Origin of the sequence: Cupriavidus oxalaticus (assembly GCF_038900635.1) — a bacterium.
GTDB lineage: Bacteria > Pseudomonadota > Gammaproteobacteria > Burkholderiales > Burkholderiaceae > Cupriavidus > Cupriavidus oxalaticus_B.
The window spans coordinates 830731-846425 of sequence record NZ_JAYMRX010000001.1 but is presented as its reverse complement, the minus strand read 5'-3'; the positions used below and the strand labels follow the sequence as shown (position 1 = coordinate 846425).

Genomic DNA, 15695 nt, shown 5'->3' with positions numbered 1-15695 from the left:
CTTGCGGGTGGCGTCTGGGGGCGGCGTCGGAATGTTGGCAGCCGTTATTTTCGGTACAGGTCGCTGGCCAGGTAAACCCGGCGCAACTGGCGCGCGCCGACCAGCAGCACCGCGCACGTCGGCAGCGCCAGCAGCACGCCAAAGAAGCCGAACAGCTGGCCGAAGGCGAGCAGCGCGAAGATCACCACCAGCGGGTGCAGCCCGATGCGCTCGCCCACCAGCCGGGGCGTCAGGTAGAAGCTCTCGATGAACTGGCCGAAACCGTACACCACCGCCACCGCGCCGAGTCCATACCAGTTGCCGAATTGCAGCATCGCCGCCAGGATAGCCATGACCAGCCCGACGCCGAAGCCGATATAGGGGATAAAGACCGCCAGCCCGGTGAATACACCGACCGGCACGCCGATATCGAAGCCGGCAATGGTCAGCCCGATCGAGTAGATCGCAGCCAGGATCACCATCACCAGGATCTGGCCGCGCAGGTATTGCGACAGCAGGGCATCGGTCTCGTTGGTCAGTTCGCGCACCTTGGGCACCCAGCGGCGCGGCACCACGCCCTCGATGCGGCGCATCACCATGTGCCAGTCCATCATCAGGTAAAACATGACGATGGGCACGATAAAGATGATGCCAGCCACCTCGAGCAGCGCCGAACCCGACATCTTGACGTAGTTCAGCAACACTACCAGCAGGTCTTCCGGGCTGGCCGCGAAGCGGTCCGACAGCATGTTGCGCAGGCCGGGGAAGTCAAAGCGCACACGCACGCCAAACTCCGCCAGCCGCGGCGCCACCACGGAATTGAGCTTCTTCAGCAGCAGCGGCAACTGCTCGCGCACCTGCGGGATCTCGCGCTGGAGCACCGCGATCAGCAGCAGCATCAGCATCACGCAGATCACCGTCAGCAGCAGGATCATCAGCGCCACGCCGATTGCGCGCGGCACCCGGCGCCGTTGCAGCCAGTCCACGCCGGGATTCAGGATATAGGCGAAGATGAACGCGAACAGGAACGGCGTCAGCACCGGCGCCAGCGCGATGATCGCGGCGAACAGCGCGGCGGCTACTGCGATCCAGAGCAGGATGCGTTTGGTCTCTTGGTTCAGCAGCGGGGCGTTCATCAATAAGGGAGCGACGAGGCGGTCGGGCCGGTTTGCGGCCCAAGTGTGCCGGAAACTGGAAGCCGGGGGCCTCTATCCGTTAAAATTGCGATTCTACTGGACTCGCGCCCGCCTTCCGATGCCAAGCGACGGAAGCCCCGACTGCGCGAGCGCCGGATTTGTCACTTTAGTTCCTCCCTTTATTCCTCCAGGACAAGCAGGTTCCCATGAGCGCATCCCCGACCGACGGCCAGGCCGGCCTTTCCTACCGCGACGCCGGTGTTGACATCGACGCGGGCGACGCGCTGGTCGACCGCATCAAGCCGTTTGCCAAGCGCACCATGCGCGAAGGCGTGATGGCCGGCATCGGCGGGTTCGGTGCGCTGTTCGAGCTGTCGAAGAAATTCCAGGAGCCCGTGCTGGTGTCCGGCACCGACGGCGTGGGCACCAAGCTCAAGCTGGCGTTCCAGCTGAACCGCCACGACACCGTCGGCCAGGACCTGGTCGCGATGAGCGTCAACGACATCCTGGTGCAGGGTGCCGAGCCGCTGTTCTTCCTGGACTACTTCGCCTGCGGCAAGCTGGACGTCGACACCGCCGCCACCGTGATCCAGGGCATCGCCCACGGCTGCGAACTGGCCGGCTGCGCGCTGATCGGCGGCGAGACCGCTGAAATGCCGAGCATGTACCCGGATGGCGAATACGACCTGGCCGGCTTTGCCGTCGGCGCGGTCGAGAAGAAGAAGATCATCGACGGCAGCACCATCACCCCGGGCGACGTGGTGCTGGGCCTGGCGTCGTCGGGCGCGCATTCCAACGGCTATTCGCTGGTGCGCAAGATCATCGAGGTGGCCAAGCCGGACCTGAATGCCGACTTCCACGGCCAGCGCCTGCAGGACGCGATCATGGCGCCGACGCGCATCTACGTGAAGCCGCTGCTGTCGCTGATCGAGACCCTGCCGGTCAAGGGCATGGCCCACATCACCGGCGGTGGCCTGACCGAGAACGTGCCGCGCGTGCTGGCGCAGAACGTGACGGCCGTGCTGCAGCGCGATGCCTGGACCCTGCCGCCGCTGTTCCAGTGGCTGCAGGCGCAGGGCCGCGTGGCCGACGACGAAATGCACCGCGTGTTCAACTGCGGTATCGGCATGGTGGTGATCGTGGCCAAGGACGACGCCGAACGTGCCATCCGCCACCTGCAGGCCGCTGGTGAAGCCGTATGGCAGATCGGCGAGATCCGCGAACGTGCCGAGGGCGAGGCCCAGACCATCGTGATCTGACGCGACTCCCAGCGTTCCACACGGAAAACGGCGCATGCCTCGGGCATGCGCCGTTTTTTTTCGCCCCTGCGCAATGCTTAGGTGTTTACCCCGATCAACACCGGCGCGCTGTGCCGCTTCGCCTTCCGATGCCCGATTTCGTGCATTGCACCAGAACCCAGTGTGCATATGCACCATTTCTGACAAACAATATTTTGCTTGATTGTATGGCGGTTTATGGCCTAATGTACTGAGCAAAGGCGAGGCGCACGCATGCCCCGTCCGGAGACAACCCAGCGCGCAGCCGGCGACCGGTGCGCGGCGGGCAGGCCAGGGACCATTGGAGGACCACCATGCAAGCAGTCAGCATCGACGCCGCGGATAAAGGCGCGTCGGCCAAGAAACAGTCAGTCGCGCGCGTCGCCGGGGCCAGCCTGGCCGGCACCACGCTGGAGTTCTACGACCACTTCATCTACGGATCGGCCGCCGCGCTGGTCTTCCCCAAGCTGTTCTTCCCGCAGAGCGATCCGCTGACCGCGACGCTGCTGTCTTTCGCCAGCTATGGCGTGGCATTCGTGGCGCGGCCGCTGGGCGCGGCCATCTTTGGCCATTACGGCGACAAGATGGGCCGCAAGTCGATCCTGATCATCACGCTGCTGATGATGGGCCTGGCCACCTTCGGCATCGGCCTGCTGCCGACCTATGCCGCGGCCGGCGCGCTGGCGCCGCTGCTGCTGGTGCTGCTGCGCGTGGTGCAGGGCCTGGCGCTGGGCGGCGAATGGGGCGGGGCCGCGATCATGGTCAACGAGCTCGATCCCGAAGGTAAGCGGCGCGGCATCCTCGGCAGCCTGGTGCAACTGGCGGCGCCGATCGGCCTGCTGCTGGCCAACGGCATTTTTGCGCTGGTGACGTGGCAGGTGTCCGAAGAAGCCTTCCTCAGCTGGGGCTGGCGCGTGCCGTTCCTGCTGTCGGCGTTGCTGGTCGGCGTCGGGCTCTATATCCGCTCCAACGTGCAGGAATCCGGCATGTTCGAGAAGCTGGAGGAATCGCATGCCGAAGCGCGCGCGCCCATCATGGAAGTGCTGCGCAACTACAAGAAGCAACTGCTGATCGCCTTCGGCGCGCGGCTGGGCGGCGACATCGCCTTCTACGTGTTCACCCTGTTCCTGCTGTACTTCGTGCCGACCAAGCTGGGCCTGCCCAAGAGCATCGCGCTCAATGCCGTGCTGCTGGGCGCGGTGGCGCAGATCCTGTTCATCCCGATCGCTGGGCTGCTGGCCGACCGCATCGGCCGCCGTCCGGTGCTGATGATCGGCGGCATCGGCGGCGCGGTGTGGGCCTTTGTCTTCTTCGCCATGGTCAAGACCGGCAGCCCGGCGCTGATCATGCTGGCCTCGTTCGTCGGCATGGTGCTGGTGTCGTTCATGTTCTCGCCGCTGGCCTCGTTCCTGCCCGAGCTGTTTGCCACCCGGGTGCGCGTCACCGGTGCCTCGCTCGGCTTTCAGTTCGCCGGCGTGTTCGGCGGCGCGCTGGCCCCGCTGATCGCAATCGGCCTGCTCGACCGCTTCGGCAGCACCGCGCCGGTGGCGATCTACCTGGCGGTGGTGTGCGCGCTGATCGCGGTCGCCGCGGCCGCGGCACGCGAAACCGCACGCATGCATCTGTCCGACGCGGACCGCCGATAACCAGCCTGGGGCGCGCCCGCGCGCGCTCCTTCATTTTCCTTCGTGACCAACATCGTGAAACAGTTCGACCTGATCATCCGCAACGGCACCGTAGTGACCGCCAGCGACACCATGCAGTGCGACATCGCCATCAACGGCGGCCGCATCGTGCAGCTCGGCCTTGACCTGGGCGATGCCGCGCAGGTCATCGACGCCAGCGGCAAGCTGGTGCTGCCGGGCGGCGTCGATGCGCACTGCCACCTGGACCAGCCCATGCCGGACGGCCTCAGGATGGCCGATGACTTCCGCACCGGCTCGGTCTCGGCCGCGTGCGGCGGCACCACCACCGTGATCCCGTTCGCCGCGCAGGAAAAGGGCCATTCGCTGCGCGCAGCGGTGGACGACTACCATCGCCGCGCCGGCGGCAAGTCGGTGGTCGACTATGCCTTCCACCTGATCGTTGCCGACCCGACCCATGCGGTGCTGCAGGACGAGCTGCCGGGGCTGATCCGCGAGGGCTATTCGTCGTTCAAGATCTACATGACCTACGACGACCTCAAGCTCGACGACCGCCAGATCCTCGAGGTGCTGTCGGTGGCGCGCCAGGAAGGCGCGCTGGTGATGGTGCATGCCGAGAATTCCGACTGCATCGCCTGGCTGACCGACAAGCTGGAGGCCGCCGGCAACACCGCGCCAAAATTCCATGCGCTGGCCCGGCCGATGGCGATCGAGCGCGAGGCCACGCACCGCGCCATCACCTTCTCCGAGCTGGTCGACGTGCCGATCCTGATCGTCCACGTCTCCGGCAAGGAAGCGGTGGAGCAGATCCGCTGGGCACGCAACCGCGGCATGAAGATCTTTGCCGAGACCTGCCCGCAGTACCTGTTCCTGACCGCCGAAGACCTGGACCAGCCCGGCTACCACGGCGCCAAGTGCGTCTGCAGCCCGCCGCCGCGCGACCGCAGCAACCAGGAGGTGATCTGGGACGGGCTGGCCGACGGCCTGTTCACGATCTTCTCGTCCGATCACGCGCCGTTCCGCTACGACGATCCCGAGGGCAAGAAGCCCGGTGGAAAGGAAGTGCCGTTCCAGTACATCCCCAACGGCATCCCGGGACTCGAGACGCGCCTGCCGCTGCTGTTCTCGGCGGGCGTCAACGGCGGACGCATCTCGGTGAACCAGTTCGTGGCGCTGACCTCGACCAACCCCGCCAAGCTGTACGGCCTGCACCCGCGCAAGGGCACCATTGCCATCGGCGCCGATGCCGATCTGGTGCTGTGGGACCCGCAGCGCGAAGTGCAGATCCGCAATACCGACCTGCACCATGCGGTCGACTACACGCCGTATGAAGGGCTGCGCGTGACCGGCTGGCCGGTGACCACGCTGGTGCGCGGCAAGGTCGTCGCGCATGAGGGTGAAGTGCTCGCCGAGGCCGGCCATGGCGAGTTCCTGCCGTGCGCGCTGCCGGAGATGGCACGGCCGCGCTACCGCACCTCGGGCGGCAGCCTGTGACGGCGCCGGTTTTTCCGATGATCTGACTGACACTGCCGATATGGAACTGACCAACAGCCTGGACGCCGCCACCATCGCCGGCCGCGTGGCCGCCGGCCGGCTCGATCCCGCCGAGGTGGTAGCCGCGTTCCAGGCCCGCATCGCGGCGCGCAACGACCAGCTCAATGCCGTCTTCGAACAACGCCAGGAGCTGGTTGACGCCGACCTGGCGCAGCTGCGCGTACGGCTGGCGCAGGGCGAGCGTCCGCTGCTGGCGGGCGTGCCGGTGATCGTCAAGGACGTGATCTGGAGCCAGGGCCGCCGCGTCACGCAGGGCTCGCAGCTGTACCGCGACTTTATCGCCCCGGCCGATGCGATTGCGGTCGAGCGCCTGCGCCGCGCCGGCGCGATCGTGCTCGGCATGGGCAATACCTCGGAGTTTGCCTGCAAGGGCCTGACCACCAACAAGGTCTACGGCCTGACGCGCCATCCGCTCGACGCCACGCTGACCGCCGGCGGATCGTCAGGCGGCTGCGCGGTGGCGGTGGCGGCTGGCATGGCGCCCCTGGCGCTGGGCACCGACGGCGGCGGCTCCAGCCGGCGCCCGCCCGCGCATGCCGGCGTGGTCGGCTTCAAGCCGTCCTATGGCGCGATTCCCGATTCGATCGGCTTTGCCCACGCCTTCAATGGCATCCAGGTGGTCGCGCCGATCACGCGTACCGTGTCCGATGCGGCGCTGATGTTCGAGGCGCTGGCCGGCGCCGATGCGCGCGATCCCGATACGCTCGGCTTCAGCCTGGCGGCCGAGCGCCCGCTGCATACGCTCAGGATCGCGCTGAGTCCGCGGCTGGGGCTCGATACGCCGGTCGACGATGACGTCGCCGAAGCCTGCGCGCAGGCCGTGGCGCGGCTGCAGGCGGCGGGCCTGAGCATCGAGCTGGCCGACCCGGTCTGGCCCCAAGGCGCCGACGAGGCAGCGCTGATGCCGCTGCAGCACGTTGGACTGGCCAATCTCTACGGCGAGGCCTGGCGCCGCGATCCCGATGTGTTCGATCCGGATATCGCGCGCCAGATCGAGCGCGGGCTGACGTGGACCGGCGCCGACGTGGCGCGTGCGCGCGAAGCCAGCCACCAGATCGCGCTGGCCATGGCCGGGTTCTTTACCCGCTATGACCTGCTGCTGTGCCCGACCACGCCGTGCGTGGCGTGGCGCAACGACCGGCTCGGGCCCGAACGGATCGGCGGCGTTGCCGTCGAGCCGCGCGCCCATGCGGTCTTCACCCCTTTCTTCAACCATGCGCTGGCACCGGCGATCTCGGTGCCCTGCGGCAGCGGCCGCGACGGCCTGCCGGTGGGCCTGCAGATTGCCGGCCCGCGCGGCGCCGACCGCACCGTGCTGGCCGCGGCCCGGCTCGCCGAACGCGTGCTCGCGGCGCGGCCCGGCGTCGCCAACGGCTAACTACGGCTACGGCCAACTACGGAAAACTACGGATAACAACGATATGCGAATCCTTGTCCTCAATCCCAATACCAGCGAAGGCATCACCGCCCGGCTGATGGCCGCGGCCACGCCGGTGGCATCGCCCGGCACCGAGCTGGTGCCGCTGACCGCCAGCCGGGGTGTGCCCTATATCGCCACGCGCGCCGAGGCGCAGATCGGCGGCGCCATTGCGCTGGAGATGCTGGCGGAACGCCACACGGAATTCGATGCCGCGATCATCGCTGCCTTTGGCGATCCCGGCCTGATGGGCGCGCGCGAGCTGTTCGACCTGCCGGTGGTCGGCATGGCCGAGGCGGCCATGCTGTCGGCCTGCATGCTGGGCCGGCGCTTTTCGATCGTTACCTTCGCGCGCGCGCTCGGGCCGTGGTACGAGGAATGCGTGGACATGCACGGCCTGCGCGGCCGGCTGGCCGGCATCCGCATGCTCGACGGCAGCTTTGCCTCGGTCTCGGACGTGCAGGAAGAAAAGGAAGCGGTGCTGGTCGAGCTGGCCAACCGAGCCGTGGTGGAGGACGAGGCCGATGTGGTGATCCTGGCCGGCGCGCCGCTGGCGGGCCTTGCCGCGCGCGTGCGCGATCGCATTCCGGTGCCCGTGGTCGACCAGATGGCCGCCGCGGTCAAGCAGGCCGAGGCGCTGGTCGCGCTGCAGCCGCGCAAGGCCACCGCGGGCACGTTCCGGCGTCCGGACGCCAAGCCGACGATCGGCCTGGCGCAGGCGCTGGCGGCGCGCATCGAGCACCGCTGAGCGCTGTCCAACACCTCATCACCACCGCGTCATTCCCGCGTCCGCGGGAATGACGCCGGCCTTATACCGCGGCGAACACCGCCTCCAGGTCCACTTTCTCTTCAGCCGGCAATTCCAGCCGCAGCGTGCTCTCGACATGCCCGAGGTGCTCGTCCATCAGCCGCGCCACGCGCTCGCCATCGCCGGCTTCCAGCGCATCGACGATATCGTCATGCTCGTGATGCGGGCACGACGGCACGCCGGGTGCGTCATACAGCGCGATGATCAGGCACGTCAGCGAGCACAGCTCGCGCATGTACTTGCCCAGGTACTGGTTGCCGGTCAGCTCGGCCAATCTGCAGTGGAATTCACCTGACAGCCGGATGATGGCGCGCCGGTCGTTGCTGTCGCGCGCCTGCGCTTCCTCGCGCGTGGTCGCGCGCAGCGCCTTCAGCCCGGCCGGATCGATCGCGCCGGCAAGGTCGCGCACCAGCGCCGGTTCAAGCAGGCGGCGCGAATGCAGCACCTGCCTCGCTTCGGCCACGCTCGGGCTCGATACGAAGGTGCCGCGGTTCGGGTGCACCGTCAGCACGCCTTCGTGGGCCAGCTTGCCGAAGGCGAGCCGCACCTTGGTGCGGCTGACGCCGAATACGCCCCCCAATTTTTCTTCGACCAGCTTGGTGCCGGGCGGCAGTCGGTGTTCCCAGATCGCGGTCAGGATGCGGTCGGCGATTTCTTCCACCGAGGCACCGCGCGCGTTGTCCGCATCGTTTTCGTTGGCGTTGCCCAGGGCGGGCGCGGCGGGCTGGTCGGCTTTGGTTCGTGGCATGGCGGGTCGGCGCGGGTGGTCCGAAAAAAGACATTCGGTGCCGTCATTGTATGGCGGCTTGCCTTCAAGTGTATAACACCGGCGCCGGACCGGTTGCCGAGCCGGCGGATTTACTTCGCCTGGCCCAGCCTGGCCAGCGCGTCGCCGGTGACGCGGCAAATACGCCAGTCGGGCAGCACGTCGGCGCCCATGGCTTGGTAGAAGTCGATCGACGGCTGGTTCCAGTCCAGCACCGACCACTCGAAACGGCCGCAACCGCGCTCTACCGCCAGCGCGGCGAGGTGCTGCAGCAATGCCTTGCCCAGTCCATGGCCGCGCCACGCCGGGTCGACGTAAAGGTCTTCCAGATACAGGCCGGGTTTGGCGAGGAAAGTGGAAAAGTTGTGGAAGAACAGGGCGAAGCCGACCGCCTTGCGCGCACCTTTGGCCTCGACTTCGGTTTCCACTTCAACCAGCACCGCCTCGGCGCGCGGCGTGGCGCCGAACAGCGCTTCCTCGATCTTTTGTGGCGTGGCTTCGACGATATGCGTCAGCTTCTCGTAGTCGGCCAGTGCCAGGATGAGGTTGAACAGGGTTTCGCTGTCGGCAGCGGTGGCGGGGCGCAGGGTGAAGGGGGGGCTGGACATGTCTGTAAGCAGGCAGGGGCAGGATCCGCGATTATCGCCTGCGCATCACATTGCCGTCAGCGGCCGAAGTCAGCCAGCTTGCGTACCTCGTCGACATAGCTTGGCGCCAGGCAGTCCACCACCAGCCGCTCCGGCGTGCTGCGCAGCCAGGTCAGCTGGCGCTTGCACAGCTGGCGCGTGGCGGCGATGCCGCGCTCGCGCATGGTGTCGAAATCGCACTCGCCGTCGAGGTATTCCCACACCTGACGGTAGCCGACGCAGCGGATCGACGGCAGCCCCGGATGCAGGTCCTCGCGTGTGCGCAGGCGGCGGACTTCGTCGATAAAGCCGTTGGCCAGCATGGCGTCGTAGCGCTGCGCGATGCGCGCATGCAGCGCCAGCCGGTCCGAGGGCTCGAGCGCGATCACGCGGTAGCGCTGGTCGGCGGCACCGGCAAAGGTGCGGCCCTCGGCCTGGCGCGCCAGCAGCGCCGACATCGGCTGGCCGGAAAGACGATGGATTTCGAGAGCCCGCTGGATGCGCTGCGCATCGTTGGGCGCCAGGCGCGCCGCGGTGACGGGGTCGACTTGCGCCAGCATCGCATGCAGCGCCGGCCAGCCGCGCTCGGCGGCGAGCTGGTCCAGCTCGGCACGCACGGCGGCGTCGGCCTGTGGCAAGTCGTTCAGACCCTGTGTCAGCGCCTTGTAATAGAGCATGGTGCCGCCCACGATCAGCGGCACGTTGCCGCGCGCGCGGATCTCGCCGATCAGCCGCTCGGCATCGGTGACGAACTGCGCGGCGGAATAACTTTCGACCGGGTCGATGATGTCGATCAGGTGGTGCGGCGCCGCGGCCAGTTCTTCGGAGGTGGGCTTGGCGGTGCCGATGTCCATCTCGCGGTACACCAGCGCGGAGTCCAGGCTGATGATCTCCACCGGCGCGTCGGCCGCCAGCGCCAGCGCGGCGGCGGTCTTGCCCGAGGCGGTGGGCCCGAGCAGGCAGATTACGGGCGGTGGCGTGGCGGGATCGTCAGGGACGGCGGACATCGTCGGCAGAAATGTGAAGGGGCGGGGCACTTACTGGCCGCGCAGGAACAGACGGTCCAGCTCGGTCACGGTCAGTTGCACCCAGGTCGGGCGGCCGTGGTTGCATTGGTCGGCGCGCTCGGTCTGCTCCATCTGGCGCAGCAGTGCGTTCATTTCCTCGACGGTGAGCTTGCGGTTGGCGCGCACTGCGCTGTGGCAGGCCAGCGTGGCCAGCAGTTCGTTGCGCCGCTCGGCCAGCACGCGCGAGCCGCCGTAGGCGTGCAGGTCGCGCAGCACGTCGCGCGCCAGCGCTTCGGTGTCGGCCTGCTGCAGCAGCGCGGGCACCGCGCGCACTGCCAGCGCGGTTGGCGATACCGGCGTGATGTCGAAGCCGAGCAGCGCCAGCGTTTCCTGGTGCTCCTCTGCCGCGCCGATCTCCACCGGGCTGGCCGGCAGCGTGACCGGGATCAGCAGCGGCTGCACGGCCAGGTCGCGCGCATCCAGGCCGGCCTTGATCTGCTCGTAGAGGATGCGTTCGTGCGCGGCGTGCATGTCCACCAGCACCAGTCCGCGCGCATTCTGCGCCAGCACATAGATGCCGTGCAGTTGGGCGATAGCGTAGCCGAGGGGGTGGTCGTCAGTGGCGTCTGCCGCGTCGGTGGAGGCCGGCGGCAGGCGGTCGAGCAGGCCCGGCGGCTCGTCGGCGCGCGCGGCCTGTGCATCGGCCAGCCAGGCGGGCGGCTGCGCCGAAGTGCCCGGAAAAGCGCCGTACGGACGCGGCGTCGGCGCGGTCGCGTCGCGCACCATGCCAAGGTAGGCCTGGCGCGGCTGCGCAATGCCGAGCTCGGTCTGACGCGCCGCGGAGTAGTTGACCCACTGGCTGCCACCGCCGCCGCCGCTGCCGAACGACGGGCGCGCGCCCGAAGGCGCCACGGCCGGCAGCCGGATCTCGCCGTCGTCATCGGTATGCAGGCTGTCGCCATTCTCGCCGGCCTGGCGTGCCAGGCTGCGCTGCACCGCGTGATAGATGAACTGGTGCACCGCGCGCGATTCGCGGAAGCGCACTTCGATCTTGGACGGGTGCACGTTGACGTCGACCATCTCCGGCGGCAGGTCAAGGCACAGCACGTACGACGGGAAACGGTCGCCGTGCAGCACGTCCTGGTAGGCGCTGCGCACCGCGTGGTTGAGCAGCTTGTCGCGCACGAAGCGGCCGTTGACGAAGAAGTACTGCTGGTCGGGCCGCCCGCGCGACGCGGTGGGCAGGCCGGCAAAGCCATACACGCGCAGCGTGTCGGCCTGCTCGTCCAGCGGCAGCCGGGCCCGCGCGAAGTCGGCGCCCAGCACCTGCGCGGTGCGGTTGGCGACGTCGCCGGCGTTCCAGTGTTCCAGCGGCTTGCCGTTGTGGTGGACCGAGATGGCCACGTCGGGCCGTGCCAGTGCCGCCCGGCGCACCATCTCCAGGCAATGTCCGAGTTCGGTTTGCTCCGACTTCAGGAACTTTCGGCGCGCCGGCGTGTTGAAGTAGAGATGCTGCACGTCGACCGTGGTGCCGATCCCGCCAGACGCGGGCTGCACGGTGCCGGTATCGGCATTGACCTGCGTGGCATGGGCATCGGCCGCGGTGCGGCTGGTCAGCGCAAGCTGGGAAACTGAAGCGATCGAGGCCAGCGCCTCGCCGCGGAAGCCCAGCGTCAGCACCGATTCCAGCTCGTCGAGCGAGGCAATCTTGCTGGTGGCGTGGCGCATCAGCGCCACCGGCAGCTCGGCGGCGGGGATGCCGCAGCCGTTGTCCGTGATGACGATGCGCCGCACGCCGCCTTCTTCCAGCCGGATGCCCAGCTGCGTGGCACCGGCGTCCAGCGCGTTTTCCAGCAGCTCCTTGACCACCGAGGCCGGGCGCTCCACCACTTCGCCGGCGGCGATCTGGCTGATGAGCTGGTCCGGCAGCGGACGGATCGGACGCGGCAGCTGGGTGGTGCGAAGGGGGCTTTGGCTGGCGGAATCGGGCATCCGGCGATTATACGTGGCCGTCCACGCAGAGTCGGCGCCACTGGTCTCGCGACAAGTGGCGGAAGGGCGCGCCGGCTCTTGTATGATTCAGGCCAAGGCGGCACGCGCCGCGTGGACCTGTGTGCAGTCAACCAACCATATCGGGGAACGACTTGGAATTCGCTTTGCAGCTCATCGACATGCTGGTCCATGTCGACAAATACCTCGGCACCGTCATCGACCAGTATGGCCACTGGGTCTATGCCATCTTGTTCCTGATCGTGTTCGCCGAAACCGGGCTGGTGGTCCTGCCGTTCCTGCCGGGCGACTCGCTGCTGTTTATCGCCGGTGCGTTCTGTGCCACCGGCGCCATGAACGAATGGGCGCTGGTGGGCCTGCTGCTGGTGGCGGCCATCACCGGCAATACCGTCAACTACTGGGTGGGCAGCTGGATTGGGCCCAAGGTGTTCGACCACAAGTGGCGCTTCCTGGATCAGGATGCGCTGCGCCGCACCCATGATTTCTATGAGCGGCACGGCGGCAAGACCCTGGTGATGGCGCGTTTCGTGCCGATCGTGCGCACCTTCGCGCCGTTCGTTGCCGGCGTGTCGCAGATGACGTTCGCGCGCTTCCAGATGTTCAACGTGCTCGGCGCGCTGGCCTGGGTCGTGGGGCTGGTCTTTGCCGGCTACTTCTTCGGGAACCTGCCGTTCATCAAGCAGTATCTCAACCTGATCGTGCTGGCGGGGATCGGCGCGGCGGTGGTGCCGCTGTTGCTGGGCGGGCTGTGGAAGCTGGTGCGCGGCAATCGCCGCCGGCCTTCGCGCGTGGAGCGCTGAAGCGCCTGCCTGATCTGGCGCAGCCTCGTCAGTTGACGCTGCGGCTCATCATGCGCAGAGCCGGCATGCGCTCGCGGATCTGGCCGATATCGGCGGCATCCGGGCGCGCCTGCACATAGGCTTCCAGGTCGGCCAGCGCTGGCCGGAAGCACTCCAGGTTGGCGTACGCCAGGCCGCGGTCGCGTACTTCCTCGATCGAACCCGGCAGCAGGATCACCAGCCGGTTCTGCACCGCCAGCAGCCGCTGCCAGCGTGACTCCTGCAGGTAGATCGCCTTCAGGTTGCGCAGCATGCGCGCGATGATCTCGCGATGGCTGGCCGCGCGCAGGAACAGGCCCAGCGGCACCTGGCCGCTATCGGTGATGCCTTCACGCTCCAGGTACGGGTCCAGCATTTCCTGCAGCTGCTCCTTCGACAGCGTTTCGCCGCTCAGCGGGTCCAGGATCACCTCGCCCGCCGGGATGGTCATGCGCAGCAGGAAATGATTGGGAAACGACACTCCCTTGAGGGGCAGGCCGATCTGCTGGCCCAGCTCCATGAACAGCACCGCCAGCGAGATCGGGATGCCGCGACGCTGCCGCACCACCACGTTCAGGTACGAGTTGTCCGGATCGTAGTAGTCGTTGGCGTTCGGGCCAAAGCCCAGGTCGCGATAGAAGAAATGATTCAGCAGGCGCAGCCGCTGGATTGCCGGCGTGCCTTCGGCGATCCGGCGCTTCAGGCGCAGCGCCAGCACGTCGAGTGCGGCCAGCTCGGCCTGCAGGTCCAGGTCCGGATAGGCATCCTGCGCGATGGACAGCGCGGTCTCGGTCAGCGGGATGCCGTTTTCGTCTGCCACGAGGCTGGCGAAGTAATCCAGGACTTTGGTGGATGTCATATCGGATTCCCGGTGCGGCCAAGGGCGCCGCGCCCGGCGTGGGTCACCACGCCTAGGCGGCGCGCCGCTTGAAGGCGGAATAGCGCAGTCCCATGAGCCACAGTGTACCGAAGTAGACCACCGCTGCAAGTACCAGGCACGACGCGAGCAGCGCGATGCGCAGCAGCGGCGTGGCGCCCAGGCCGATCCAGTCGAAATTGCGCGTGAACCAGAGCAGCATGCCCGACAACAGCAGCACCGCGGTGCCCAGCTGCGCCAGGAACAGCCACCAGCCAGGCGCCGGCTTGTAGAGGCCGCGCCGGCGCAGGCCGAAGCACAGCAGCAGCGCATTGATGGTGGCGCCGGCACTGATCGACAGCGCCAGGCCCGCATGGCCGAGCCAGGGCACGAACGCGACGTTGCATGCCTGCGTGATCACCAGCACCAGCAGCGCGATCTTGACCGGGGTGCGGATGTCCTGGCGCGCATAGAAGCCCGGCGCCAGGATCTTGATGGCGATCAGCCCCAGCAGGCCGGTGCCGTAGGACACCAGCGCCTGGCGCGTCATCTCGACGGCGTGGGCGTCGAACTTGCCGTAGTGAAACAGCACCGCGGTCAGCGGCGCGCCGAACACGAACAGCCCCACCGCGCAGGGTACCGCCAGCAGGAAGGTCAGCCGCAGGCCCCAGTCGAGCAGGCCGGAGTACTCGGCGTGGTCTTCCTTGGCGCTCGCTTTCGACAGGCTCGGCAGCAGGATCGTGCCGAGCGCCACGCCCAGCAGCGCGGTCGGGAATTCCATCAGCCGGTCGGCATAGGTCAGGTACGAGACGCTGCCCGCGGCCAGGTGCGAGGCGATGTTGGTATTGATGATCAGGCTGATCTGCGCCACCGACACCGCCAGCAGCGCCGGTCCCATCTGGCGCAGGATGCGGCGCACGCCGGGATCGGACCAGGCAGCGCGCACGTTGAAGCCCAGGCGCGGCATCACGCCCAGGCGGCGCAGCGCCGGCACCTGGATCGCCAGCTGCAGCACGCCGCCGACCAGCACGCCCCACGCCTGCGCGTAGATCGGCTGGTCCATGTGCGGGCCGACGAACAGGGCGGCCACGATCAGGCACAGGTTCAGCAGCACCGGCGTGAACGCCGGCACGGCAAACCTGCGCCAGGTGTTCAGGATGCCCGAGGCCAGCGCCACCAGCGAGATCAGGCCGATGTACGGGAACATCACCCGCGTCATGAAGACCGCGGCGGTGTAAGTCTCGCTCTGCCCGCGGAAGCCCGTGGCAACCGCCGTCATCACCAGCGGCGCGCCGATCACGCCCAGCAGCGACACGCCCATCAGTACCCAGGTCATCACCGTGGCGACGGCATCGATCAGCGCCTTGGTCTGCTCCTCGCCGCGCTTGCTGTGGTATTCGCCGAGGATCGGCACAAACGCCTGCGAGAATGCGCCCTCGCCGAAGATGCGGCGCAGCAGGTTGGGGATGCGGAAGGCGACGTTGAACGCATCGGTCATCTCCGACGCGCCGAAGGCGCGGGCGATCAGGATCTCGCGCACGAGGCCGGTGATGCGCGACAGCATCGTCAGGCTGCTGATGGTGGCGAGCGCTTTGAGCAGGTTCAAGGTGTGGATCGAAGCGGGACGGTGGATCGGTGCGGGCGCATGCCGCCGGTCGGCTCGCGCAAGGCGTGGCGCCCAGGACGCCTTTCAGACGTGGGCAAGGCGGTGAAGTTGCCGGCTCGCCACGCGTACCGGCGCGATGTGGCGCATATTATACGGATCGCCTGTCACGGGCCCCCGCACGCGTCGGTAAAG

Annotated in this window: 13 protein-coding genes; 6 read left to right on the top strand and 7 right to left on the bottom strand. The window is 67.8% G+C overall.

The annotated features are described in order from the left end of the window. Positions 1-44: 44 nt before the first annotated feature. Positions 45-1115: an AI-2E family transporter gene (locus tag VSR71_RS03925; RefSeq protein WP_342912591.1), complete on the bottom strand. Its 1071-nt coding sequence runs from the start codon at positions 1113-1115 to the stop codon at positions 45-47. A 206-nt stretch (positions 1116-1321) separates the two neighbouring features. On the opposite strand from VSR71_RS03925, the gene purM reads away from it, so the two are divergent. The 5 genes from purM to VSR71_RS03900 all read left to right on the top strand — a co-directional run bounded on the left by purM (position 1322) and on the right by VSR71_RS03900 (position 7754). Next, on the top strand, positions 1322-2374 hold the full coding sequence (gene purM / locus VSR71_RS03920) for a phosphoribosylformylglycinamidine cyclo-ligase (protein WP_342912590.1): 1053 nt from the start codon (positions 1322-1324) through the stop codon (positions 2372-2374). 332 nt (positions 2375-2706) lie between these two features. Beyond that, complete coding sequence (locus VSR71_RS03915) at positions 2707-4038, top strand: MFS transporter (RefSeq protein ID WP_342912589.1); 1332 nt, start codon at positions 2707-2709, stop codon at positions 4036-4038. A 54-nt stretch (positions 4039-4092) separates the two neighbouring features. Continuing rightward, on the top strand, positions 4093-5529 hold the full coding sequence (hydA, locus tag VSR71_RS03910) for a dihydropyrimidinase (protein WP_342912588.1): 1437 nt from the start codon (positions 4093-4095) through the stop codon (positions 5527-5529). Between the two features lie 40 nt (positions 5530-5569). Further along, entirely contained in the window at positions 5570-6967 is a 1398-nt protein-coding gene (locus VSR71_RS03905; protein WP_342912587.1) for an amidase, read from the top strand. A gap of 43 nt (positions 6968-7010) precedes the next feature. Next, positions 7011-7754, top strand: a complete 744-nt coding sequence (locus tag VSR71_RS03900) for an aspartate/glutamate racemase family protein (protein WP_029045961.1) — start codon at positions 7011-7013, stop codon at positions 7752-7754. Positions 7755-7815: 61 nt separating this feature from the next. Here VSR71_RS03900 and VSR71_RS03895 read toward each other — a convergent pair whose 3' ends face one another. The 4 genes from VSR71_RS03895 to mutL form a co-directional block, all read right to left on the bottom strand. Further along, positions 7816-8562: a GntR family transcriptional regulator gene (locus VSR71_RS03895; RefSeq protein WP_342912586.1), complete on the bottom strand. Its 747-nt coding sequence runs from the start codon at positions 8560-8562 to the stop codon at positions 7816-7818. A gap of 110 nt (positions 8563-8672) precedes the next feature. Next, on the bottom strand, positions 8673-9188 hold the full coding sequence (locus VSR71_RS03890) for a GNAT family N-acetyltransferase (protein ID WP_342912585.1): 516 nt from the start codon (positions 9186-9188) through the stop codon (positions 8673-8675). Positions 9189-9244: 56 nt separating this feature from the next. Beyond that, positions 9245-10213: a tRNA (adenosine(37)-N6)-dimethylallyltransferase MiaA gene (gene miaA, locus VSR71_RS03885; RefSeq protein ID WP_342912584.1), complete on the bottom strand. Its 969-nt coding sequence runs from the start codon at positions 10211-10213 to the stop codon at positions 9245-9247. 30 nt (positions 10214-10243) lie between these two features. Beyond that, positions 10244-12205, bottom strand: coding sequence for a DNA mismatch repair endonuclease MutL (gene mutL, locus VSR71_RS03880; protein WP_342912583.1), 1962 nt, complete (start codon positions 12203-12205; stop codon positions 10244-10246). A 164-nt stretch (positions 12206-12369) separates the two neighbouring features. Between mutL and VSR71_RS03875 the strand changes: the two genes are divergently transcribed. Beyond that, entirely contained in the window at positions 12370-13023 is a 654-nt protein-coding gene (locus tag VSR71_RS03875) for a VTT domain-containing protein (protein WP_209759199.1), read from the top strand. Between the two features lie 28 nt (positions 13024-13051). On the opposite strand, the gene VSR71_RS03870 is transcribed toward VSR71_RS03875, so the two are convergent. Together VSR71_RS03870 and murJ are read right to left on the bottom strand one after the other, a co-directional pair. Beyond that, positions 13052-13900, bottom strand: coding sequence for a SirB1 family protein (locus tag VSR71_RS03870; protein WP_342912582.1), 849 nt, complete (start codon positions 13898-13900; stop codon positions 13052-13054). 52 nt (positions 13901-13952) lie between these two features. Further along, positions 13953-15503, bottom strand: a complete 1551-nt coding sequence (gene murJ, locus VSR71_RS03865; protein ID WP_342912581.1) for a murein biosynthesis integral membrane protein MurJ — start codon at positions 15501-15503, stop codon at positions 13953-13955. Between the last annotated feature and the right edge of the window lie 192 nt (positions 15504-15695).